The organism is Halorubrum laminariae (assembly GCF_024494655.1).
Taxonomy (GTDB): Archaea; Halobacteriota; Halobacteria; order Halobacteriales; family Haloferacaceae; genus Halorubrum; species Halorubrum laminariae.
In genome coordinates, this window is record NZ_JANHDL010000002.1 from 215,046 (window position 1) to 238,484 (window position 23,439).

General features: G+C 55.4%; 17 protein-coding genes and 1 pseudogene. 4 read left to right on the forward strand and 14 right to left on the reverse strand.

The window, feature by feature from the left end; genetic code table 11:
• Window positions 1-69: 69 nt before the first annotated feature.
• The 9 genes from NO887_RS04140 to NO887_RS04180 all read right to left on the reverse strand — a co-directional run bounded on the left by NO887_RS04140 (window position 70) and on the right by NO887_RS04180 (window position 14,654).
• Entirely contained in the window at window positions 70-1,737 is a 1,668-nt protein-coding gene (locus NO887_RS04140) for an ATP-binding protein (RefSeq protein ID WP_256417205.1), read from the reverse strand.
• The gene (locus NO887_RS04145; protein WP_256417206.1) at window positions 1,734-2,435 is read right to left on the reverse strand and encodes a DUF8166 family protein; all 702 of its coding nucleotides are present in this window, start codon (window positions 2,433-2,435) and stop codon (window positions 1,734-1,736) included. The genes NO887_RS04140 and NO887_RS04145 overlap by 4 nt, the downstream gene beginning before the upstream one ends.
• Before the next feature lie 15 nt (window positions 2,436-2,450).
• Window positions 2,451-3,680, reverse strand: a complete 1,230-nt coding sequence (locus NO887_RS04150; protein ID WP_256417207.1) for a DNA double-strand break repair nuclease NurA — start codon at window positions 3,678-3,680, stop codon at window positions 2,451-2,453.
• Entirely contained in the window at window positions 3,680-6,403 is a 2,724-nt protein-coding gene (locus tag NO887_RS04155; protein ID WP_256417208.1) for an AAA family ATPase, read from the reverse strand. Before NO887_RS04155 ends, NO887_RS04150 begins: the two co-directional genes overlap by 1 nt.
• Entirely contained in the window at window positions 6,400-7,800 is a 1,401-nt protein-coding gene (locus NO887_RS04160) for a metallophosphoesterase family protein (RefSeq protein WP_256417209.1), read from the reverse strand. The genes NO887_RS04155 and NO887_RS04160 overlap by 4 nt, the downstream gene beginning before the upstream one ends.
• A 208-nt stretch (window positions 7,801-8,008) precedes the next feature.
• The gene (locus NO887_RS04165; protein ID WP_256417210.1) at window positions 8,009-10,255 is read right to left on the reverse strand and encodes a DEAD/DEAH box helicase; all 2,247 of its coding nucleotides are present in this window, start codon (window positions 10,253-10,255) and stop codon (window positions 8,009-8,011) included.
• A complete protein-coding gene (locus NO887_RS04170) occupies window positions 10,230-11,573 on the reverse strand; it encodes an ATP-binding protein (RefSeq protein WP_256417211.1) in 1,344 nt (447 codons plus the stop codon). Before NO887_RS04170 ends, NO887_RS04165 begins: the two co-directional genes overlap by 26 nt.
• Window positions 11,570-14,068, reverse strand: a complete 2,499-nt coding sequence (locus NO887_RS04175) for a TerB N-terminal domain-containing protein (protein WP_256417212.1) — start codon at window positions 14,066-14,068, stop codon at window positions 11,570-11,572. The genes NO887_RS04170 and NO887_RS04175 overlap by 4 nt, the downstream gene beginning before the upstream one ends.
• 166 nt (window positions 14,069-14,234) lie before the next feature.
• Window positions 14,235-14,654: a TATA-box-binding protein gene (locus NO887_RS04180; RefSeq protein ID WP_256417213.1), complete on the reverse strand. Its 420-nt coding sequence runs from the start codon at window positions 14,652-14,654 to the stop codon at window positions 14,235-14,237.
• Window positions 14,655-14,688: 34 nt separating this feature from the next.
• Between NO887_RS04180 and NO887_RS04185 the strand changes: the two genes are divergently transcribed.
• From NO887_RS04185 to NO887_RS04195, 3 genes are all read left to right on the forward strand, one after another.
• Window positions 14,689-15,042: a hypothetical protein gene (locus NO887_RS04185; protein WP_256417214.1), complete on the forward strand. Its 354-nt coding sequence runs from the start codon at window positions 14,689-14,691 to the stop codon at window positions 15,040-15,042.
• A 308-nt stretch (window positions 15,043-15,350) separates the two neighbouring features.
• Window positions 15,351-16,160, forward strand: a complete 810-nt coding sequence (locus NO887_RS04190) for a hypothetical protein (protein WP_256417215.1) — start codon at window positions 15,351-15,353, stop codon at window positions 16,158-16,160.
• A 217-nt stretch (window positions 16,161-16,377) separates the two neighbouring features.
• Window positions 16,378-18,510 (forward strand): DUF262 domain-containing protein, encoded by a 2,133-nt coding sequence (locus tag NO887_RS04195; protein ID WP_256417216.1) that lies wholly within the window; start codon window positions 16,378-16,380, stop codon window positions 18,508-18,510.
• On the opposite strand, the gene NO887_RS18785 is transcribed toward NO887_RS04195, so the two are convergent.
• Both NO887_RS18785 and NO887_RS04200 read right to left on the reverse strand, forming a co-directional pair.
• On the reverse strand, window positions 18,466-18,624 hold the full coding sequence (locus tag NO887_RS18785) for a DUF8172 family protein (protein ID WP_465261982.1): 159 nt from the start codon (window positions 18,622-18,624) through the stop codon (window positions 18,466-18,468). The genes NO887_RS04195 and NO887_RS18785 overlap by 45 nt on opposite strands.
• A gap of 639 nt (window positions 18,625-19,263) precedes the next feature.
• A complete protein-coding gene (locus NO887_RS04200; RefSeq protein ID WP_256417217.1) occupies window positions 19,264-20,298 on the reverse strand; it encodes a hypothetical protein in 1,035 nt (344 codons plus the stop codon).
• Window positions 20,299-20,358: 60 nt separating this feature from the next.
• Between NO887_RS04200 and NO887_RS04205 the strand changes: the two genes are divergently transcribed.
• Complete coding sequence (locus NO887_RS04205) at window positions 20,359-21,258, forward strand: hypothetical protein (RefSeq protein ID WP_256417218.1); 900 nt, start codon at window positions 20,359-20,361, stop codon at window positions 21,256-21,258.
• Window positions 21,259-21,450: 192 nt separating this feature from the next.
• Here the strand turns inward: NO887_RS04205 and NO887_RS04210 are convergent, their stop codons facing one another.
• The 3 genes and pseudogenes from NO887_RS04210 to NO887_RS04220 all read right to left on the reverse strand — a co-directional run bounded on the left by NO887_RS04210 (window position 21,451) and on the right by NO887_RS04220 (window position 23,343).
• Window positions 21,451-21,609 carry a hypothetical protein gene (locus NO887_RS04210; RefSeq protein ID WP_256417219.1) on the reverse strand — a complete coding sequence of 53 codons (159 nt, stop codon included), beginning with the start codon at window positions 21,607-21,609 and terminating at the stop codon, window positions 21,451-21,453.
• 227 nt (window positions 21,610-21,836) lie between these two features.
• Window positions 21,837-22,466: pseudogene (locus NO887_RS04215) on the reverse strand (IS6 family transposase); the annotation flags it as partial.
• Window positions 22,467-22,518: 52 nt separating this feature from the next.
• Window positions 22,519-23,343, reverse strand: coding sequence for an IS5 family transposase (locus tag NO887_RS04220; RefSeq protein WP_256417220.1), 825 nt, complete (start codon window positions 23,341-23,343; stop codon window positions 22,519-22,521).
• Window positions 23,344-23,439: the final 96 nt, after the last annotated feature.

Genomic DNA, 23,439 nt, shown 5'->3' on the forward strand with positions numbered 1-23,439 from the left:
CTACCGCAAGGAGGCCCCTACTACGGAAGAACTGCGTAAAACAGTCACCATCAAATTCTGTACAGGTGGTTACAGCGGAGTTTCGTCGACATCGCCATCGTCATCGTATGCGTCCGTCACACCCGCTGGTTCGTTTTCAAGGCGGTCGTGCGCCGTTTTCCACTCCTTCGTCGCTTCGGGGCTATCGGCACCGTGTTCGGTGTGGCGTTCCCGGACGTTCAACAGGACCGGCGTGTTCATCGCGTCTCCGGCCACGACGGCTTGCCCGGGCGTGAGGCCGGGGAGTTCATCGAGTACGTCTTCGCCGGCGCTCTCGACCGACGTGCGGATCGCCTGTTGGTCGTTCGGGTTCTGTATCTGCATGATGATCTGCGTGCCGCACTGTGACAACACGTCGGGGTCGATTTTTGACGGGCGTTGACTGATGATACCGACCCCGAACCCGAACTTCCGGCCTTCCGAGAGGATCCGGCGGAGGATCCCGAGACTCCGAGCGTCCCCGTCCGGGGCGAACCGGTGGCCCTCCTCGAACAGCGAGAAAACAGGGTGGTCGATCGCGTCGTCCTCACCGCGCGTCGCTGCTTCCCGTGCCTCGTACAGTTTCCGGAGCAACGCTGCGGCGAGCATCTGCTGGTCGGACTGAGACAGTCGATTGAGTTTGAGGACCGTTACTTGCCCGGGCGCGACGAGGTCTGTGAGTTCGTCACGCGCTGCCGGAACGAACAAATCCCGATTCAGCGACTTGTTCAACCGCCACGCGAGCGCATCGACCGTCCCGCTGCGCTCTCCTTCAACGTCCTCGCATTTGTTGATGATGTCCTGTGGCGTGATGTGGTTGCTCTCACCCGTGAGGTCTCGCCAGGCTTCGTTGAGTACGTACCGCATCCGGTCGCTCGGCCCGTCAAGCAACGCGAGCAAGTCGCTGTACGTGAGATCCGGGATCGGGATCGTGATCTCGTCTGGCGTGATGATCTCCACCTCGGGCCGGTACCCGTCGTCGCCTTCGAACACGTGGCTGTGTTCGTCGCGCCGCATCTCGGGGAGCGTGTCGTACTCCGCGTGCGGGTCGAACACCAGCATCGCGGCGCGCGACGCCGGCCGCATCATCTCCTCGATCAGAACGCTCGCAGTGTAGGATTTCCCGCTCCCGGTCGATGCGAGGATCGCCAGGTGCGTCGCCGCGAACTTATCGATCGGGATGTGTATGTTCGCGGCCCCGTGCGGTCGATTCAACAGCCATCCGAGGTGCGCCGTGCCGCTTCCGGAGTCCCAATCCGCGCTCGGCAGCACGGCCTCCAAGTACGCGTCGGCAGCGAGCTGGAGTCGCGTCCCCGGCTGCGGTTGGATACGCGGGTTCGTGAACGTCGAGATTTGCTCGTCGAAGTACCCGATCGTTCGCGCCGTGAACCGGCTGAGTTCCGTGTCCTCAGTCGGGACACCGAGGGCACCGGCGACCTCATCCGGATCCACGTCCGGGTTCGCTAGGAACTCGCCCGGTAACCCGCGTTCCTGTGTCGTGTTCGTCACCCGAGCGAGGATCGCTTCCTGCTCACCGGCGACCGTCGCGTTGTACGCGACGAATTCCCCGGTGCGAAGCCCTTTGTCACCGGGGGCGATGAACTCGAACTCCGACGGGTCGTCTCCGGGGCACGCGACCGTCCCGACAGGCGTCCCAGTGAGCGCTGGAACGTCACGCGTAGCCGGCGGACTCGGGAGGCCGTGTTCGTCGCTCGTCATCGAAGCACCCCGCGGCTCTCGCTGGACTGCCAGCGGACTTTCTTCTCGACGACATCTAACACGGCGTCGGCGTCCGTGAGCCGCCGCAGGCGGTCCACGATGGCTAACCCGACTTCCGGGCCGAACTGGTCGGCCGTGGCGATCAGTCGCTCGTAGTACTCCAAGTTCAGCGTCCCGTCGTGCGTATGGAACTGCCGGAACCCGTCGTCCGAAAGCGCGTACACGAAGTCGTCGATGTCCAGCGTCCACCGCGGCATCGACTGCGACACCGCGGTGAACGACTGCTGATCGCCGCCCACCTCGCCGTTCGAGTGCTGGTGCGGGTCGGCGTCGAGTTCGGCCGTGCCGAGGAGCGCGATCCCGAGCATCGTCTGCTTCTCGTTCACGTACCCCGGGACGAACATCTCCTGGTCCGGGGCGGAAAGCCGCGGCCCGTCCCGTCCCTGATCGGGGTCAACAAGTCGCGTGTCGTACACGACGCCGACCACGGCGTACGGAGTGCCGCGAACAGTTTCCGTGGCGTACACGGGCTGGCCGAACTCGTACTCGTCGCGTGACGGCGGGTCCTCCCGCTCGCCGTCTCGAAACGCCTGCGCGACGTAGTCCATCTGCGTGTTGGAGTGTACGATACTGCCTAACGCCGTGTCGGTCGGTGCGATCGCCGGCGTCGAATCGTCCGCGTTCGGTTGTTGTGTCATGAGTTGTGTGATGTGTTATCGGCGGCGACGTTCCTTCGAGAGGGCTTTCGCGTCCCACTCGATCGGTAAGTCGTGTTCCTCGGCGAACTCCTGTACGAGCGCCAGGAACCGGTTTTTCGCCCCGGTGTCAAGCACCGCGTTGGCGTCGGCCTGCTGGAGTATCTCTGGGTACCCGCGCCCGACGCCGGCTTCCGCGCGCACGACATCGAACACGTACTCCGCCCGGTCGTCCCGCAGCACCCACCCCGGAAGCTCGACGCGATCGAGGGCGTCCCCGCCCGGAACGTTGAGGTACGAGAACAACACGTCGTCCCAGAACTCGTAGTCCTCGCCGCGGTACTGCGTCGTTAACGCGTCAACCGCGCCGTCCTGCCGATTGCTGAATAACTGCGACCGGTCACCCCAGTGGTCGATGAACGGGTCCAAGATCCGGGAGTCCGCGACGAACGGCCGGTCGCCCAACGCGTCCGGATACCGCCGGCGCAGCAGTTTCGCCAGGTTCGTGCTGCCGCTCCCGGCCGTGTACCCGACGACTGGGACGCCGTGGTGTTCCGACGCCGCCAACACCATCGACATCGGCTCACGGTAATACTCGTCCCGGATGTCCGGCGCGAACGTGTTAGCGAACGACGGGACAAGCGGCCCGTCGTATAACACGACCGGCGGCGGCGTCACGTCAGCGAACCGCTCGATACAATCGATGATCGTCCGCGCCTCCTCGCGGTACCGTTCGTGCGCCGGTGCCTGCCCGTCCACGTACCGCCGCCCGTCATCGCGGTCCTCCGTCAAGTCCGCAGGAACGAGCAGTCTCATCGTGACGTCCTCCTCGTAATCGCGGGACGGTGAGTGTCCGTTCCGGCACCACGCGGTCTGTACCAGGCCGAGCGGGACGGTGAACTCGCGCGTCGGCCCGATCTCCGACCCGTCCGCCGCCACCGTCGACACGCCCGCTAACACGTCGGCCGCGAACTCGTTCACCGCTTCGTGATTATCCCACGGCACCGACGCGTCGAACGGCACGACCGGGCCCGACACCGCGTCCCATTCGCGTGTCGGGACCGCGCCCGGGTACGAGTCGCGGTCGTCACCGACCGCGTCACGAACCGCCGCTTGCGACTCCGTCACCGCGTCACGGAGCCGGTCACGGTACACTTCGACGACGCGCGTGTCGTCGTGCGTGAACCGGTGAATCTCCGCCTTGTTCGCTTCCAGTTGCTCGGCGACGCGTTCAGGGTACAACGGCATTACTGAGACACCACCCGCGTCACCTCGTCAGTCTCATCCTTTTCGAGCACGACCGCGCGTTCCGTCATCGCCTCAAACGTCCGGTCGTGACTCACCACAGTCAACTGCCCGAGCCCCTCCAACGACTCCAACTGATTCACGAGGTTCTGCTTCTTCTCCGTGTCCAGGTTCGCCGTCGGCTCGTCGAGGAACGCCATCCCGACGCTCGCCAACCGTTCGAGAATCGCTAACCGGACCGCGAGCGCAGCCGCCATCTTCTCCCCGCCGGACAGCGAATCGAACGGCTTGTCCTGCCCCTTCACGCGGACACGGAGGTTGTACGTCTTATCCCACACCAACGTCTCCGTCGGATTCCCGCGGAGCTGCTGAAACACCTCATTCGCGCGGTGCCCGATCTCCGTCGTGATCAACTCACGCAAATCCGCCGCCCCCTGCTGTAACGTGTTCCGCGACCACCCGGCAAACCGCTTGTCACGTTCCAGCTCAGTAATCTCCGCTTCGAGCGCTTCCTTTTCCGACTGCTTTTCGTACAGATCGTCCAGCTCGCTCCTGGCCTCACTCAAATTCCCTTCAACGGTCTCTCGCTTCCCTGTGAGCTGATTTTTCTCAGCCTCGAACGCATCAATATCGGTATCCAGGGCCTCGAACCGTTCCTCGTTGAACTCCGATTCCAACTCGTTGATCTCCTCTCGGACATCCCCTACGCTGGATCGGAGGTCTGCTAACTCGGACTCCGCTCGCTCGACCGACTCTTCTCGCTCGTCGCGTTTACTCGCCTCTTCCTCGTGAGCAATGTACGTTTCATACCCTTCCTTCGTCTCTGCCAACGTCTCCTTAACCGCGTCAAGCTCTGAATCAAGATCACCGTACGACGCAATCTCCTCATCGAGCTCCGCGACTTCAGCCTCTAACTCTTCGATACGCTCCTGAATCGACTCTAACTCAGATTCAGCGGACTTGTTATCCTCGTACCGTGTCTTCGCTGCCGTGTAGTCCGCCTCAACACCATCGAGTTCTTCGAGGCGACGCTGCTTCTCAGGAAGGTCTTCAGTGCGAACTTCGAGCTCGGACTGCTCGCTCCGCAGCTCCTTGATTGTCGATTCAAGATTACTGATTTCCTCATTCAAATCGTCAATCTCGGATTCGTGTTCAGGGATTTCCGATACCGCGTCGGCTGCGGCTTCAGCGTCATCGGTCTCGTCGGCGAGTTCGCTGAGCCGCGAGTTGATCCGCGGGAATTCCGATGACTCGATCTCCTCGATCCGCTCCGTGTTCTGCTCGATCATCGAATTGCGGTGATCCGCCGTGATCGGCCGATCGCACGTCGGACACGGCACGTCCGACGCGTCATCCACGTCGATTTCCCTCAACTCCTCGTTCTGCGCTTCCAGCTCCTCCACCTCCTTTTGTAGCGACTCCCGTTCAACGGACAACTCACGGCGCTCTTCGCGCAGAGTTTCGAGTTTCTCGGCCTCGTCACGCTGCGCCTCAGCAGCCACAATCTGATCTTCGACTTCCTCGATTTCGCCCTCGAGATCCGAGATCTCCGCTTCGAGCTCGCCGATCTCCTCATCGATTTCACCGACCCGCTCTGCGTCGTCCTCAAGCTCCTCGACCTCCGTCTCTAACTCTCGGTACTCCTCGACGTCCGGTTCGAGTTCTTCAAGCCGCTCTTTCGCCTGCTCTGCCGTTTCAACCGCCTTCTCTTTCTGCTCGGTCTCGGTGCGCTTCTGTTTAATCTCGCTTTTGAGCTCGTCGCGCTCATCGACCAACTCCTCGCGCTCGTCGATTTCCTCTTCCAATCGTTCTCGCTTCTTCTCTGCCTCGCGGTGCGCCTCGTACTCTTCTTCGACGTCGGACAGCGTTTCGACGGCAGCCTCGGCGTCCGCCAGCGCTTCTTCGGCTTGTTTGAGTTCTCGCTCTGCTACGGGGATCTTCGTGTCCTCAAGCGATTCCAACTCACCTCGCTTCTTATCGAGCGCATCTTCGACTTCCTTAACCGCCGAGTGTTCCACCTGTAGCACCGCCACGCGGTGTTCTATCGTCGCAATTTGGGTTTCATACCCTCGCAGCTCGTCCTCCAATTCTTCGACTTTCGATTCGACGTCCGGCAAGTCATTCAATTCCCCGCGGAGTTCACTGACTTGCTCTTCTTTCGCACTGATTTCCTCGTCGAATTCACCCTCTAAGCCGCTCAACGACTTATACGCCTCTCGGTACCGTTCAATGTCGAACAACGGGTCGAACGTGTCCACCCGGTCCGTCTCACTTTGCGTGAAATCAGCGAGGAAATTCGTCTGCGGTACCCCGACGCTCCGCTCCCACACTTCCGATAAATCGTCCGCGTCATCCACACCGAGTTTTTCCGCGACCCAGTCTTTGATCGCCGACCCGGTGTCCAGTCCGAGCGCGTCCCCGTTCGCATCGAGCACGTCGAACTTGTACCGCCCGGCCCAGCGCCGCACCGTGTACACCTCGCCCGTCTCAACGACCCGGAACGTCACTTCGACGTGCCCAGACGCCTCACCGTCCCGCACGAGGCGGTCCTGGTTATCGAACGGGTGCGTGTCGAACAACGCGAACCCGATCGCTTCCTGTACCGTGCTTTTCCCCGACCCGTTCACCCCGACGATCGCCGTGACGCCGTCGCCGAGCTCGATCGTCGTCCGGTCCGCGTAACTCTTGAAATCCTCCAACGTCACCGACTCGATAACGACCGTCACTCCGCTTCACCTCCGTCAACGGCGGCCACCTCATCCGTCTCCCCTGACTCGCCGACGCCGTCAGGGAACAACTCCCGACGGCGCTCTCGCAAGTACGACGCCGCTTCACCGACACCGGCGTCATCCTCGGTGACGAGTCCTTCCAGTTCGTCCAGCGTTGCCGCGACGTCGTCCCCGGCAGCGCTGTACCGCGACTCCTCAGCGAGCGTCGTGAACACGCGTTCCTGTAACGCGTCCGTGTTCACCGTCCCGTCAGCCGCGAACGCCTCGTCACGATCGATATCGCCGAGCAGCTCCTGAATCGCTTTCCGCTCCGTGTTATCCGTCGGCTGCACGTACAGCGCCTCCAGCTCTTCTCCCGCGACCTCTCGCAACGCATCGACGTCGAACGCGACGTGATCGAGCAACAGCGTCCCCGTCAACCGCAAGTTCACGATCGGATCACGACGCGACCCGTCACCCGCCTGGAACTCGGCGTTACTACACACCCGTTCGACCATTCCTTGCTCGTCACGCACCGTGTCCTCAAACGCCGCGCGGAGGTCGTCGAACGTCCGGTACCCCGACACGTCGAACTCGACCGTCACGTACGGCCGTCGCTTCGATACGCGGTGTTCCGCCGACCAGTCATCCCCGTCCACCACGTAGTACCCGTGCGCGTCGTCCCACCGCCCCTCCTGTACCGAGAACGCTTCCAAACTTCCCGGGTTATACACGTTCTCCACCTCGTACCGCTTGTGAATATGCCCGAGCGCCACGTAATCCACCGCGTCCATCAGCGGCGTCAACGACGCGACAGACACCGTCGCACCCAGGTCCGGCACCGCGTCATCGACACCGAAGTGCGCTAACACGACCGTCGCCGCCGGCTCACCCTCAGACGCGTTCACGGCTTCGATCCCATCCACGACCGCCGGAATCTGTCGTTCCATGTACGCACCACGGTACTGGACGCCGAACACGCGAACCGTCCCCTCGTCCGTCTCCAAATCGACGTACCCCCCGCCACCATGCCGTGGAGACTCCACGTCAGTCGGAACGAACGACGCGCGGTCATCGGCAAAATCAGCCGACAGCAACGTGATAAGTCCCTTGTTGTTCAAGTACTGTAACCACGTCAAGTCCCGTCGGCGACTCATGTTCTGATCGTGATTCCCCGGACTCACGATCACCGGTACCTCGACGTCCGCAAGAACGTCTTCCACCGATGCGAGCGTCTCCGGCCGCACATCCCGACTGTCGAACAAGTCGCCCGGGAGCAACACCGCGTCGGCATCCTCAGCCGAAACTTGCGACAGCGCGTACTGGAACGAGAGTTTCGCATCAGTCGCCCGTTGCGACACACCGTACTGCTGCTGACCGAGGTGAATATCCGCCAAATGGAGGAATCTCGTCACACACACATCACTTCCCGGCGGGGTTATAAACCTACACTCAGCACGGTGAAAGTAAAACAGGCACCTCAGTCAAGGTACATAGAAACTGACGAAGTCAAATCACAGACCACGCCCAGTCAGTATATATTGACTCTATCTGAGGTTCAGCATGGATAATTCGTTATTTGAGTTGTCCTGTCTTTACTATTCTCAAAGGGATCGGGTGAGTTCAGCTTTCATCTACAATCGTGGTGATCTCGTCCAATGCACCTTCGATGTCCAAACGTTTGGATGCGTAATTCGAATTCAGGAGTTCTTCTGGCAGGTATCGGTCGTGTTTATCGATGATTTTGTTTTCTACAGTTGCAGCTAGTTTACTTGGTTCAGGAGGCTGCGTTGTCGCAATCTCACAGAGAACATTGAACAGTTCTGATGGCAGACAGTCTCTGACCTGTAGCGTCATTCCAGACTTTGAGGCCTTGTAACCTTTCTCTGAGAGAAGTATATGTGTCGTATTCACGACACGATCTCCTGCCCACACGAATAGCACCGTGTGGTCTCCCTGTCGAATCAAATTTGCATCCTGGAGATCGAGCCGTTCAAAATGAACTCGGCCTTCTTCAAGCAGATCCACTCCCTTCGCGTCTAAATAACTTGGAACCTCCGTGCTGGTGTACGTAGTAAACATTTCCTCACGAATACGAGAATGAACGAGCGCTCCTTCACCTCCAAACTTCGGCACCTTTCCACCAGGAGCTGATTGCAAAAACGCTATTTGTTTCTTCTGATCAACTGATTCTACTTCCCAACGTTGTCCACCAAATATCAGCAGCTTACCTTCTACCAAGGGACTCGTGATTGGGAGTGTCCCGATCGTTTTCTCATTGGCGACAAGCCGGTACTCGTCCGGACTCCAGAACGCGGCGTAGAAATCATAGTGTCGGGTGAGTTTCTCGCCGGTCAGACCCATTATGAGATCCCCGTCCCCAGCTTGATTGAGTAGCTCCTCGTCTGCGAGACCTCGCAGTAATGATTTGAACTGAGGAACTGTGATCTTATCAAATGGCCCAGTTTGACATAAGAGACGGTAGGCCGTCTTCGTTTTGATTCCACCGTGTTCAGCGATCAGCGAGAGAAGTTGTTGAATCAGCGTTGAGAGTTCGAGCGCATCAAGATTCGGTGGCTCGTACCACTTCTCAAGTAGTAAATTAACCATCGCAATGGTTTGAACGAGTTCTGGGCGTAGCGTATCCTCAAGCGGTGTCGAGTCGCTAATTTCTGGCTCTTGAATGTACGCCCGTAGGACCGCTGGATTGTCTCCCCGCCCAGATCGCCCGAGTCGTTGCCGCAGACTCGAAACCGACGGGGGTGAACCGACCTGACCGATACTGTCCATCCATCCGATATCAATTCCTAATTCGAGCGTGCTGGTACAGATAACCGTTGCAGGAGCCTTCGAATTCTTCAACAGACGTTCGCTTTCCTCTCGGATCTCTTTCGATAGACTCCCATGGTGGGCAGCAAACTCGTTCGGAACGCCTCTGTCCTCTGAAATTCGCTTCAGCAGATCGGTGTAGAGTTCGACATCCATTCGGCGATTTGCGAAGACAAGATTGTCTTGTCCACGAATGGTTGTGAAAATGTGTTCAGCGATATCCACAACTGTCCCAGAGGGATCTTCCCCGTTTTCCTCGTTATTGCCGTTGTTCTTGTTCTCGTACCCTTTTACTAGAAGGCGGATCTCTTGGCGATCACCAACAGGGTCAATAACCTCAACTTCGGATCCTGATTTTGGACGAAGGAACTCCGCAGTCATCTCGTGATCCCCAATCGTAGCAGAAAGCGCAACACGCGGTGTCCACCCGCCTATCGCCCCCTCAATTCGGTGTAGAAGGGACTGTAACTGTTTGCCTCGTGGCGTCCCAATGAACGCGTGGACTTCATCTACAACGAGATAAGCGGTATTTTGTAACGCTTGGTGGAACACCGATGGTCGACGAAGAAACAACGCCTCCACCGACTCTGGAGTGATGAGCAGAATCCCGTCCGGTTCCTCTAACGCTTTGTTTTTTCTACTCGATGATACGTCACCATGCCACCGGTGAACGGGTAGATCACAAGCACCACACAGCTCTTCGAGACGGTCATACTGGTCATTGATGAGTGCCTTCAACGGGGAGAGGTACACGACATCGAACCCCGGTTCGGGATCTTCAGACGATTCTCGACGATCCGTAATGTGAGACAGAATCGGTAAGAACGCCGCTTCTGTTTTTCCTGATGCGGTTGGGGCCGACAGAATGACGTCCAAGCTGCCGTCTAAAACAACGGGGATCGCTTGTTCTTGGATTGGGCGAAGTGCCTCCCAGCCTTGCTTCCAAACCCATCGTTGTATCGACTCGTGAAGTAGCTCAAAAGACTGCGTCTGGCGGGAATCATCCTCATCGTCACTAGAGTTTGAACCCGGCAAGATCATCACCCTTGTCGTCCCCAGTGGACTCTGATTCCTCAGTTTGAGACGTGTCAATACCTTCTGATTCAACCTCGATTTCACCGATCAACTCATCCCACGAAACCGCAGGATTCTGCTCTAAGATAGCGAGGAAGCTGAGGAACTCTTTGATCGTATTGCGGGGTGTCTGGAAGTACGCAGCCCCGATCTGCTCATTACAATGCTGCATAAACGCTTCTAGTGCTTCGTCCGGGATAACGTAGTTCTCAGGATCCCCTCCTGCGTGGATGTGACGAAGCTTTTGGAGAAGCACGAACATATCCTCCTGTGTGAGGCTGGAAAGGCGGATAACTGGCCCACTCATATCCACTAGTTCATCCGAAGCGAACGTGCTTTCAGCCAGCCGCGTTTTCAATGCGTCATAACTGTACAGCCCTCGTTTGGTATCAGTGAGGAAGTCTGGCGTTCCCGCAAACAGAAAGCCAAGACCGACCGTTTGGCCTTGGAGCCCATCGTTCACGATAGATAGAAGCTTTTCGTAGTTGCTTTTCCGCGCCCCTGTGTGAGACAGTTTGTATAGATTCACCATCTCGTCGAGATTGATCAACAGTCCCTCATAACCCGCCAAGTCAACGAATCGCGCCAACAGCTTCGTCATCTCATACCAGTTCGAATCATCAATAATCGGAACGCGTTCATCCAGAACGTTTCGCGCTTCCGTTTTCGTGTCGTACTCACCACGCAACCACCGTAACGCAGCGTGTTGCAACTCATCATCATTCTCCTGATACCCTTCCCAGTACAGGGTGACGATGTCCGTGAACGCATACCCAGCAACAAGTTCTGAGAGTTCGTCTAACCGGTCCCGAATGACTTCCTCAGTCGGGACGTCTTGACTACTCGCGTCACGATTGGCCTCCGCAATAAAGCGTTCAACAATACTTCGAAGTGCACCACCGTCCGGTGTAGCACGAGTCGAAAGATTTCGAGCTAACTGTTGGTAAAGCGCACGCCCATGCCCTGACGTTGATCGGAAACGTCGATCCGGTGTTAGATCTGCGTGTGCCGTGACAAGCCGTTTCTCCAACGCGATTGACCGCATCAAGTTGAGGAAAAACGTCTTCCCCGACCCATATTCCCCAATGACGAACCGAACTGCGGACCCTCCGTCCGCAATCCGATCAAGGTCTTCAGTTACGGCCTTCACCTCTTTCGCACGGCCGACCTGAATGTGTTGCAGACCACGTCGAGGGACGAGACCCGCTTGGAGAGACTGAATGATTGCATCACGGTCACGTGGCCGGATCGTTGTCGCTTCCAAGTCTGACGTGTCTTCACTCATCCTAAGATCTCCTCGGAGACGTCTTTATTGACTGTTATTTCGTCTGTGCCTTCAATGACGGGTGTTTCGACCAGTTCGAATGCATAGTCGTTTATCACTTCTACTGCCGCCCCGAGGAATAACCCGTGTTCACGAGCCAGCTCTTCAACTTCCTCGCGCTCCCACTGCTGCTTCTGAGAAAGGCTGACGAGGAATCGGCGGTGATCCTCATCTAAGTCCTCATATTCGTCATCTGTAGTACTCGACTTTGGATCAGCAGGCTGATTCTCTACTGGCTGAGACTCCTGCTGCGCATCGTTTTTCTCTGTCTCGTCCTCATCATCCTCGAATATATCTGCAAGGAATGTGCTCACCTCTTGACTTTCTTCGAGAGTTTTCCTCACCCGATCCTGATCTAACTCGATCTCCGAACTCGGTGACTCCTCTTCGACCCTCGGTTCTGGAATTTCATAATCTTCACCGGTGGTCTCTGGCTGTTGAATGGTCACAGGCTCGTCATCTGCTTCCGATGAACTCGTCTGAAGCTGATGAACGTGCGTGTGAACTACGCCTTCATCTAATCCCAACATCGGATAGACCTTCGACAACTCCTGAATCTCGTCCGAGTCAATATTCCCGTCGGAGCACGCAAGAGCGGTTAGAAACTTCGCAATCCGCGGTTTTTGTTCATCTGGAAGATCCGCAGCACGCTGCCGGACACCGTGCAGAGTCGGAGAATCAAGAACGAGCCACCGCCTGTGAGCCTCCAGCCGTAATCGGTCAGATTCACTTAATTCGAGGAACGATCCAAGGTTTTCTGCGAGGTACGCCGTTTGCTCAGGTGCTACCTCATCATTAGCTAATACAACGTTGACTGCAAGCTTCTGAATCAGTCTGATATCGTCTGAAACCGCAGACGTCTCAGCGTGAGCCTCGGGTGGCAGTCGGTATATTACAGCGGGATCACCCCACCCGCGGGAGGGAGCAGAAAACCGGGTGTCAGGCTCCACACCAAACCCGATCTTCTCAAGCAAATTCGCCAGTCGACGCAGATCACGCTTCCGAACGTCTTCACCTGACTCGACAGGCCAATATTCAAGCAACAGATCGAGATTCGTCTCGACCATCTCAGATCCACCCAACTCGTTTTCAATCGCCCGGATACAGTTGGTCAGCGCCTCAGATTGCTGATCATCGAGAAGCGATTCGGGAAGGAATGATAGTGCCTCTAGGCTGTCTCGATCATCGTTTTTCCCGACGTGTCGAGAGTACGAGTCTAACTCATCACAACACTCGTTGGCTAACTCTTGCATGGCTTCTAGCGGCTCCGAAAGCGCAGAAATATCCGGCAAACCGTCGATCTCGACATCCCCCAAGCCCGGCAATGAACGACTGGCAGCTCGATAGCTAACAGCGAGTGGCGCACTATTGGCATCATCAATCAATCCTTGCTCAAAGCGTTCCTCATACTTTGCGAGGAAGAGCGACTTGAACTTCTTCTCGCACCGTTGACCTGGGGTCCGCAGATACGTGTCCGGGGATTGCTTGAACCACTCAAACGCAACCTCGGGATCAAGAGATCCTTCCTCGGCAATCTGCCGACCGATTTTCACTCGGACACCCAATGGAATCTCTCGTCCCCGGCTCGTTTGAGAATTCTTCGTAAGAGACTCAGGGTCGTATTTAGCTCGCACCGCATTCAAAAACCGCGTTGCGTACCCCGGGAAGGAACTCTCATCACCATATACTTCCAGCAATTCCTCCACCTCTGCGAGGATGCGTGGAATTTCAGAACGTGCCTGACTCGAATGCTGTGCATCAAAGAGCACCCGTCGTTCGAGACCATAAAAAAACAGGAACACATACCCGATATCAATGTCGGGATCACGCCGACCACTTGCCAACCACTCAAGATACGTCGCTCGACAACCCGAATCAATACCCGAATACGACGGCCAATACGACATTCGAATCCCTTCTGGATCTGACTCACTGGCATCAACATCAAGCGTCGGATCGATCAAACACGCATCCGTCCCGTGAAACCCATCAACCGAACTCAACTCAGTGCCGACGTACACCATCCCTCCCGGAATCTCGTACCCGTCAATTGAGACGTTTTCTCCTGGTGGGACCCATGCTTTCGAAGATTGATCGACCATCTCTTCTTCATTGAGTTGCGACCCAACCGAAACCTCTCCCTCATCACCAACCGAAAGTTCCATAGTGAAATCAGCTGAGGTATCTCCATGTCGACGTTCCGCCTCCGACGAATCATCACTCGCTATCTCATTCTTCTTTGAGGACACTTCAGTATATTTCGCTCTAAATTTCCTCTCGTCCATCAGTAAGTACCTCACCCCTTCGACAAATCCAATGAGACCCGGAATCAGCGTCCAACAGAACAAAAGATAGAGAACACCCAACCCGTATGACCGCAAGTAGAATCGATGAGCACCGAACGAACCAAAGAAAATAGCGAGCAGAGCCACTACTGTTTTCGACTTCGATGCCATCTTTCAGACCCTCCTCAAATCAAGAATCATCATACGCACCCAGCTTTTCCCATGATTAGTCATACCACAGTGATTACTATTACCATATAAACAGTTGGTTTCGTTCAATCAACTCATTCATCTATTAAAATACGTCAGAACTCTAGTTTGATCCCGTCATAAAACTTCAGCTTCGACTGATCACGTCCGCCACAGTCTCTGTCTCAATGGAGACAGCATCGGGCTCACCCTCATACAACCCAATTGCTTCAAGCTTCTCAACCACTTGTCGAATGAAATCGGTCGGATCCCCAGCTTGATTAGTGGGTACAATGATCACCCCAGTTCCAAGTAGAACCGCCGCGACATCCTCATCTGAAGAGATATACACGAGCCCTGGGAACTGTTCTGGCTCGTACCGGATATTCTCCAATCCAAGTCCAATAGCAATCGCATTGAGATTCAACTCCGCACCAAGCCGAGCCACGCATACCGTCTGCTCCTGATCAATCCCTTCCAACACCTCGGGCAACACACCAATATCGCCACTCGAATACCCCGTTTGGAGCGCTTCAAGCAACTCTCCCACGACTTCACGATCACTCATAAACTGATTCACAAATAGAGGACTATTGAAACTAATGGTACCTAAACATGTTCTCGGCGACGACGAAGACAGCCACAGTCTCGCTGACCTCACCTACCACTCAATGGCCACACCCTTGACGCGAATACCCACCCGCAAAGACAAGCGCGACCTCTTCATGATCACTCAAAACCCCGAAGATATCGACAGCGATATCCTCAAACAAACCAACACCAACATCTTCCTCGGCCTCCGTGAAGAAGTCATCACCAAAGTCCCTTCCATCCCTCGCGGCTACGAACAAGACCTCCAAAAATACGGCAAAGGCCAAGCCGTCATCAAAGCCCCCGACGTCGAAGCCGTTGAAGTCAAAGGACTCTCCTACTGCCTCACCCAACACAGTAGCTGAGAAGCCACCTACAGTATTCCACACAAGCATCCGTACTCGTTGCTACACACCGGTATTTCTCACAGAAGATTGGAAAGAGAAGCTAGTGCTACGGTATTCACTTATCGAGTCGTCTCATCGTCTCTCGCAGAGATTCTGAATCAAGACCGACTTGCGGCGGCGATTTTTTCTCCAACAGATCTCACGAGCGACTGATTGGAAGTCGTTCGCGTTTTCCTCCGTCTCAACGGTTGACGGCTTACAGTGGTCGTGTCACAAGCACCAAACGGAACGCTCAAGAAACAGCACAGAGTAGGTTTGAGTGATCTGTGCGTCCATTTCGTGCTGGCGAAGCTGCCTACGAACGATCCATCGCAATTGATGCGAGCACTATCGGTGACATCACGATCACCGTTGCTGTGAGTGCGGATCGTACCGCTGAGTTGGCGATTCTGGACAGCATTTACGCCGCGGCCGAGGGATATCCGTTCTTCCCGTTTCGAGACAAATCACATGATTTGACGTACGAAGATAGCGTTGGGTTCTTCGAGACGGTCGTTCAGAATAACAGTCAGTATCTGAACGCGACTGCTCATCTCGGCCGGGACGGGTCTGATCCGGAACGTATTGAAGCAGCCCAATCTGCTGTTCTCGCTGAACAGGTGGGAGTCGAAGATTCGCTCGTGATTCTTGACGGTAACGAGGACAAGGCAGAACGGTTTGGGCGTGCAATCACGGGGATCTCAGGCCGGTGCCCACCGATGGCGACCTGTATCCAGTCAGAACTGTATTACCCCACCTCCCTACTCGCCGACCTCTGTGCGAGTCATCTTGCATACCAGATCGACCATCCCCGCCATTGCTCTGAGGTGACGCCACCTGCCCCAGTAACCAAAGAGGAATTCAACCATCTTTGGGGACCCGCATACAATGAGATAGTGAATTCCTCGTCTCCTGTGTACACAGAGCCAATTGAGCAACGAAGGGCCGAAACCGTTCCAACTCGGATGAGTTGTTGGTTCGAGGGTGTGATGGGCGGCGGCGAACCAGTTCAGTTCGAGTCCTCTGTCCGGCCAATTGTGCAGTATGCCCGAAGAGAAGGCTATGAAGAACTCGCTACCCGTCTCTCTGAGGTATAGAAATCAGGTGCGTTTCCTGTGCCCACGTCCGTCTTCGACGCCTATTGGCTTGCGCCGCCAGGCTTGCGGGCCATGGTCACACAGGCTCCACGCAGCACCTCTGCGCTCATCTCTAGATACTATACGCCAGCATATAGAACTTTGGATGGCGACCGAGGACGTTCTTGGAGTGGATATCACCCTGGGAACTTTCTCTCTCCGCTGAACACACGACCGTATGGAATCGGGAAAGAAATCGTTAGAAGAACTAACGACAGCAGGGGTGTTCCACGTTCCGGAGTACCAGCGGTACTACTCGTGGACGGAACCGGAGTGGGACGACCTCTGGACTGACCTCTACACGCTTCCGCCGGACAAACAGCACTACTTCGGGACGATCATCATCCAGAAAACGGACGAAACGGAAAGCGGCGGGAGTACCGGAGGGTACGGCTCTTCCAGAGAGAAACCGATCAACCTCCTCATCGATGGCCAACAGCGCCTCACCTCACTTGCACTGCTGGTACGCTCAATGACGGAGTGTCTGGAAGAGATCGCACCGGAGACGGATCACGAGGCCGAGATACTCGGTGACGTCGAAGAAATGCGCGAGACGCTTCTCGTGGAGGACAACATCTACCAGCTCCAATTACTTGACGAGGAGGACAACAAGTATCTCGAATGGCTGATTACCGGGCACGACGTTCACGAACCGGAGCGCCCGTCCCAGCGGAAGATGATCGAGGCGAAGGAATACTTCGACGAGCAACTCGATGATCTCACTGCGTCCCCTGATGTTAATCCCGTAGACGTCGCCACCGAACTCAAGCAACTCTGGGAGACCATCCTCGAACTCGAACTGATGGTGTACGTCGTTGACGCAGCCAACCCCGAGAAGGCAACGCTCATCTTCGACAACGTCAACGACCGCGGCCGGTCCCTCTCAACGTTCGACAAGACGAAGTCATTCCTGATGCGGATGGCCTATCTCGCCGCGGCCGACGAAGGTGAGGCCCAAGCGACCATTCGCCGCATTCGGCAGTCCTTCGGGGAAATGTATAATGACCACCAGACAATGCTGGAGTCACCGTACGTCACCGACATCAGCGACGATGCGGTCCAGCGGTATCACTTCATCTCGTACTTCGACTGGTCAAACTCCGACGAGTACAGCGATCCGGCCTTCCTCACCGAACTGAAAGAACACGTCCGCACGCTCCGAAGGGAAAACCCTCAAGCGTGCTTGGAATACATCCGCGACTACACCAACAGCTTGGAGCGCGGATTCGACGCGTTAGCGAAAGTTCTTGACTGTACCGGCGACGACGAAGTTTCGACCCTCATTCATCGGATACATCGCCTGCGTCATGCGACGAAGTTCTACCCGTTGCTGCTTAAAGCGTGGCCGAACCTTGATGAAGACGAGAGACTGGAGCTCCTGAACGCGATTGAAACGTACATCTTCCGCGTCTACTCTATTGGGAACCATCGAAGCCACACTGGTGAGTCCAGCCTCTACGTCCGTACACGGAACCTCAGCAAGGACAGCCCTGCCGATGTCTGGGTAAGCAAAGTCGTCTCCCTGATGAACCGATACGAGGACGACTCGCAATTCCGACGATCATTGTCCGCTGCTGACCTCTACTCGAAAGCGAGCTCGCAAGATCTCCGGTATCTCTTCTACTTCTACAACGAACATCGAGCTGACGAGAAGGGTGAACGTGGGGGACCGACGCTCTCGGAAGCAATGAGCAACGAATACACGGTCGAACACATCTGGCCACAGAGTCCTGACGAACTCCCCATCCAGGATGCCGACGACTATCCGAGTCCCGAAGCGCGGTATGATGCATATGTTCACCGTCTCGGGAACCTCACGTTGGCGAGCAGACCATGGAACTCGAAGTGGGGAAATGCTGCGTTCGAGACAAAGCGCGACGACGGGTACGTAGAGTCGAAGCTCTGGGTGCAGTGGGACATCCAGGACAACTATGACGAGTGGTCCGTCGAAAATATCGAGGACCGCGAAGAGGCGATAATCGAGTTTGTTCTCAAAGAGTGGGCGACGCCTAAGACACGTCTTGGCGGTGTTGAAGAACCTGCAGACGCTATCGACCGGCTTACGACGGAAGAACAGTACGTCCTCAAGGCACTCCGCCAGAACACCGGCGGCGCGGTCCGTCGTGTCATCCACGGAGAAGTATGCGAAATCCCCGATTCACCGTTCACAGAACCAAATTCGAACGGTACAGAACGAAACGAGGTGGGTTCGATTCTGAGTCGCCTCCAGAACGTTGGCCTCGCTGAGCAGAACAAGCATACCTGGTCACCCACCGACGAGGCGCTTACCGTGGAGGCCCCTGACACGTGATACACGTCCAGCAACTGCTGCAAATAGAACATTGTTCCGACGGACCGTTAGGAGCCGTTTTGATTGGTTGATGTACTCGTTCACGGCTTTGTTGAAATCCTCCGAAGATGACATATTCGAACCAGCTTCCGGTCAGCACAGATAAGGTATTTACTGAGCAGGAGAGAGTTGTACCCGCTTAAACCAGAATTGGCAGACAGCCTCTACAAGTGACTCAAACTTGTCCGGGGTGGTTGACTTCGGCATGTATGCGTTGGCGTTGGCATCGTAACATCGTTTGATATCGTTTCTCTCCGCAGAACTCGTGAGTATAATCACTGGAAGACGCTTGATCTGTAGGGATGTTTGATTGTATCGGGGAAATTACATATTTTCCCAGGAGATTCAAATCTACGAGTGCGGGATCGGGGAGCAAGCTCGTTTCGTCGTGTGCTCGCTTGTGTAAGAAGTCAACCGCGTCATCTCCGTTGGTGATTATGTGGAGTGTTGTCTCGATATCGATGTTCACTGTCTTGAACGCTTCTTGTGTCAGACGAATGTCGCCGGGGTTGTCCCCTACAAGGAGGATTTTTAACTTCATCGTCAGATGATCGGTCGATAGAACGGTCTATCATAGAACAGTTCACAAGGTGATTGATTTCAAGACTGAAGAGCCGAATCACCTGCTCAGTATATCTGTAGAGTATGAGCGTAGGCCAATGGTTGTCTGAGTTTGCGTTGGGCCGATAGCCACTCTATCTTCGATGGCGAACCTTACTGTCTCACGACTCCCCGTGCGTCGATGAGATGGGATAATCCTTCGTTGAATCGAGTGTCCTGCGTGCTGGCGTCAATATCCGATTTGCAGGCGGCGATTAGCCGGTTAAGCCCTTGTCCACGCTTGGAGAAGTGGGTGCGATAGTCACGTAGCGTTGGACCGTCATGCGAGATCGCGTACGGTTGATCTGAGTTGAGTACGTCCTTGGGGATTGCCTCCTTAGCGGCGCGAAACTGATTCCTGGCTTGGTCTAATTTCCCTTGCTCGTGCTTTCGAGCTCCTGTTTCGATGAACTCACCCGTATCGAGATACGCTTGAACCGTGGTACTGAGTTGGTTCTGAATCTGTACTTGAGTGGTGATGTGGGCTGCTACCTGTTCTATTTCAGGGAGTAGAGATCCTGCAGATACCTCCTCCACTGCTCGTTCCCCGGCTTTTCTGGCTTCATCATTACTTGTCTCGATTACATCGGAATCAAGGACATCCGGTGGCGCTTGCTCCGGACGGGCGCCGTCATGCAGCGCAGGAAACTCGATTGTTGCGAGATCATGCTGTGTTGATGCGGCGTACTGGAGAACATCGTTGAGAGATTGGTAATACGTCAGTACTGCTTCAAGCCGAGCCACGCGTGTTGCGGGACGTGACTGGGATGGGGGAGAAGCAATCCCAGGAATAACGCTGAGTACGTTGGCGACATTTCGCTGTTTCTCGGCGATCCAGACACTCTGTGTTACTGTCGCATCATGAAGAACCTCAGTGATCGTCTCGATCGTGCCCTCCACCGTCAGCGTGAGGCCCGACATTAGAAGTGGGTCCCGCAGATCAGTCACCTCGATTCGCTCGGCAAGCGTTGTCGCGCTCTCCTCAGCATCTGTCAGGCGTGAATGAGCATTGCTTGACGTGGGAAGTTGGTTTCTAAATACGAAACCTGTCCCAGCAACTGGTAGAATTCCTTTTAGAACGTCTCTCCGGCCTAAATCACGCTCGTCAACCCACTCTTGGACGGTTTCTCGATCGGGGGTCTCGTCCATCCCTGTAAATTGTCAACCGCACGAGAAGGGTTTAAATTCATCGCTGATCGTGTATTGAATATGACTGAAGCCGACCCCGCTCGGCTCGCGGATTCGAAAGCTCGCATTCAGACTGGCCTCCGATCTCACGCAGTCGCTTCCACGCCCTCCCAGCGGACTGTCCAACTTGCTGACCGACTCGCCGTCGTTCACTCCGAACTTGGCGACACAGAACTGGCAGCAGTCATAGAGGACCAGCAGCTATCCGAAGCTGTCGGGGACATCAACACAGACAGACTCCACGGCATCCGGAAAGTTACGGAAGTGATCGAAGAAGACCTCGCAATCGATATTGGGCACAGCAAATTCGCACGGATCGCAGGCATCGCATCGACATTCACTTCCATGGGCTCATTTGCTCTTGCAGGTCACAGCCTTCTGCTCTCCGCCACTGCACTCGATACCGCCCACGAAGAAGCTGGTTCGGTTTCTGCCATTAAGACGCCGCAGTTCTTCGATTTTTATCGATCACTGGCCATTTTCATCGCAGAAGGAATGCTCTTCACGACCCCATTGAATTTCAAGACCGCATGGAGAGGAACACGATTTTTCAATAACCTAGTGCTCTACCGGTTCAGGGCCGTACACAATGGCCTCTATAAACTGCTGTTGAGCGAAGTCCATTACGCAATCCGCGGTATCGTCCCGGCAGCGCTACGGGATCCTGAAGCGTTCGCCACGTATCTCAGCTCCATGGTGATGCAGACTGTCGAGTTTATCCAGGAGGTCAAGGACATCAATCCCCTCACTTTCCTCGACACAGCGAAATCAATCGGACGTGAGTTCGAAACCTTCGTCGAGAACACGTACGATGTGACCACAAGCGATGTCGATATTACTGCGATAGCAGAGGAAGCTCTCTCCGAATTCACGACCACCTCCGATTCCAGAACCATGTACACCCCGACTCAGGGATTCTAACGATCAGCAGAATGCTGGCTCGGAAACATGGTACTGTGTGGATCCAACATTGCGGCAGTTCCCTCTCACAGTAGAGTACTGTGTGGTTAGTGTGAACTTTAGATACCACCAGCAAGGCTCTGTTGAATTCCTATTGTTCAGACATATTTTCGCCTAAAACAGCCGGTTGATGAGAGCTGCGTGTCTTGTTTCTCAACGGTCAAATTCGTTCGTCCCAACGAGATACGAACCGTACAATAAGAGGGCAACAGGCACTAAAAACCCAAATGATGTTGATCCTGCGTAGAAGTTAGCCACCGCCAAGCCTAGTATCGACACCTGAAGACCAATGATACTCTTGTTTGCGCTCATATCAATCATGTTCTGCTCACTACAAATAATCTCTCGGCATCCTAGCGGACCTAGTACTGTCTGGTGACCCGGAGATCTGATAATGAGTCCCCTGTACTAAGCGATCGAGGGCATGAAACTATCAACTTCTGAGGATTTCAACAAAGCCACCAGCAATGAATACAGTTTGATCTGGCTCTGTTGAAATCCTCAGAGATTGGTTGCTGAATACGGTCGCGTTGAGTTTGGCGTGAATTGTGGTAGACGGCGACGGCTTCGACCCAGTTTTCAGCTGTCTCTAGCGCGACATGGCTGAAACTATTCGAAAACGATGATGTTCGTCGTTCTATTTCTCAAAAGACACGTTCGATAGCATTCCGATTTCCATGTTGAATGATTTGAAATCGATACCCGTCTTCAGCAAGAACTGGTCCGGGATAGTCTACGTCATCGACGAGAAATTCGACGTTGTCAAGCTGATAACGGCGGTGAAGATCGGTGAGAAACCATCGCGTTGTCTGTCTATTTGCGGTCGGATAGAGGCTCACGTGGAGTATCTCGTTCGTATACGGATCAACCGCGCCGTACAGCCACAACTTTCGACCATGGAGCCGGATCATCTTTTCGTCAACCGCGAACTGATCCTCGGAGACGGTTGAGATCGGCTGTAGATCGGCTTTATGTACCCAGTTGTGAATAGCGACGTGACTCCGATCGATCCCATATTCATCGAGAGATTTACTTACCTCACGTAGTGACATACCAGCCAAATGACAGCGGATCCCTACTTCGATCGCTCAGCGCGGAGTTCGATCTCGCTCCACAAATGACAAGTCGATCCACGTGATACCATCGTTGAAGCGGTCGAATTCTGCCACAGACACTCAGAACTCGTCCGCCTTGCTGTGTTGAATAGATGCTGAGTCACGGTTACAGCGGTTCACACAGCGGTTCTATGTTGCTGATGGCGAACATGAGAACAATTTCACGGAACTGCCGATACCAGCTCAGCGCTCGCACGGCATCGCCGAGCGAGCGCTTTGTTGTCGAGTAGGATGTTTCGGCCATCCACCGCTGAGCGTAGCCATTTGCTCGATTGAGCACGTTATTCGCGGCTGCTTTCGCTGACGAACCGCGATAGTGAACAAGATACTCAACGCCGTGTGCGGCGATCTCGTACTCGGTATGCCAGTCTTGGAAGCCATTATCGGCGGCGACGGACTGCAGGTCGTCTGCGTTTCGGCGGACGACCTGCGGTCCGGTCTTCGTATCGTGCTTCCACCGTGCGTTGATGTGAACGTCGAGAACAGCAAGTGATTCCACATCGGTCAATGTCGTCGCTTTGAGCGTCTGTATCGTCCGTCCGGCCCGCTGGCGGAAGTACGATGACGCACGTCGGCGGTCGAAAAACGTGCTGTCGAGCGCAGCGTGACCAGACTGCGGGTGCTGCTGCGCAGAAATGCGCAGCAGCGCCCGCCACACCCACATTTTCAGCCGATCAAACGACTTGTAGATCGTCGTGTGATCGGGGAGATCGTCCCGATCTAAGCCGAGAGCGTCACGGACTTCGTCCATGTACTTCAGCCGATTCGGCGTTTCACGGTAGCTGTGGGTCTCTTCGACCCGAAAACAGTGAAGAACAACGTGGACCCAGCGGGCGAACCCGCCGCTGGCGGGCTCGCCCGCGTGCTTCCCCAACGCTTGTTTAGCTAGGTGACGACACTGCTCGATGAAGTCGAGGATGTCGATTTCCATGTCAGATTCGATTTCCTCGGCTTCATCCTTCTAAACCGATGATATCGGCTGATAAGATCGCTCTTCAACAGAGCAGTCCGCCTCATTCTCTAACTT

What these genes read in the sequence shown, in the direction of transcription:
- NO887_RS04195 (WP_256417216.1), top strand. Translation starts at nt 16,378, where the DNA reads ATGGAATCGGGAAAGAAATCGTTAGAAGAACTAACGACAGCAGGGGTG.
- NO887_RS04200 (WP_256417217.1), bottom strand. Translation starts at nt 20,298, where the DNA reads ATGGACGAGACCCCCGATCGAGAAACCGTCCAAGAGTGGGTTGACGAG.
- NO887_RS04185 (WP_256417214.1), top strand. Translation starts at nt 14,689, where the DNA reads ATGGTACCTAAACATGTTCTCGGCGACGACGAAGACAGCCACAGTCTC.
- NO887_RS18785 (WP_465261982.1), bottom strand. Translation starts at nt 18,624, where the DNA reads ATGTCATCTTCGGAGGATTTCAACAAAGCCGTGAACGAGTACATCAAC.
- NO887_RS04175 (WP_256417212.1), bottom strand. Translation starts at nt 14,068, where the DNA reads ATGGCATCGAAGTCGAAAACAGTAGTGGCTCTGCTCGCTATTTTCTTT.
- NO887_RS04210 (WP_256417219.1), bottom strand. Translation starts at nt 21,609, where the DNA reads ATGAGCGCAAACAAGAGTATCATTGGTCTTCAGGTGTCGATACTAGGC.
- NO887_RS04170 (WP_256417211.1), bottom strand. Translation starts at nt 11,573, where the DNA reads ATGAGTGAAGACACGTCAGACTTGGAAGCGACAACGATCCGGCCACGT.
- NO887_RS04220 (WP_256417220.1), bottom strand. Translation starts at nt 23,343, where the DNA reads ATGGAAATCGACATCCTCGACTTCATCGAGCAGTGTCGTCACCTAGCT.
- NO887_RS04145 (WP_256417206.1), bottom strand. Translation starts at nt 2,435, where the DNA reads ATGACACAACAACCGAACGCGGACGATTCGACGCCGGCGATCGCACCG.
- NO887_RS04150 (WP_256417207.1), bottom strand. Translation starts at nt 3,680, where the DNA reads ATGCCGTTGTACCCTGAACGCGTCGCCGAGCAACTGGAAGCGAACAAG.
- NO887_RS04165 (WP_256417210.1), bottom strand. Translation starts at nt 10,255, where the DNA reads ATGATCTTGCCGGGTTCAAACTCTAGTGACGATGAGGATGATTCCCGC.
- NO887_RS04205 (WP_256417218.1), top strand. Translation starts at nt 20,359, where the DNA reads ATGACTGAAGCCGACCCCGCTCGGCTCGCGGATTCGAAAGCTCGCATT.
- NO887_RS04140 (WP_256417205.1), bottom strand. Translation starts at nt 1,737, where the DNA reads ATGACGAGCGACGAACACGGCCTCCCGAGTCCGCCGGCTACGCGTGAC.
- NO887_RS04180 (WP_256417213.1), bottom strand. Translation starts at nt 14,654, where the DNA reads ATGAGTGATCGTGAAGTCGTGGGAGAGTTGCTTGAAGCGCTCCAAACG.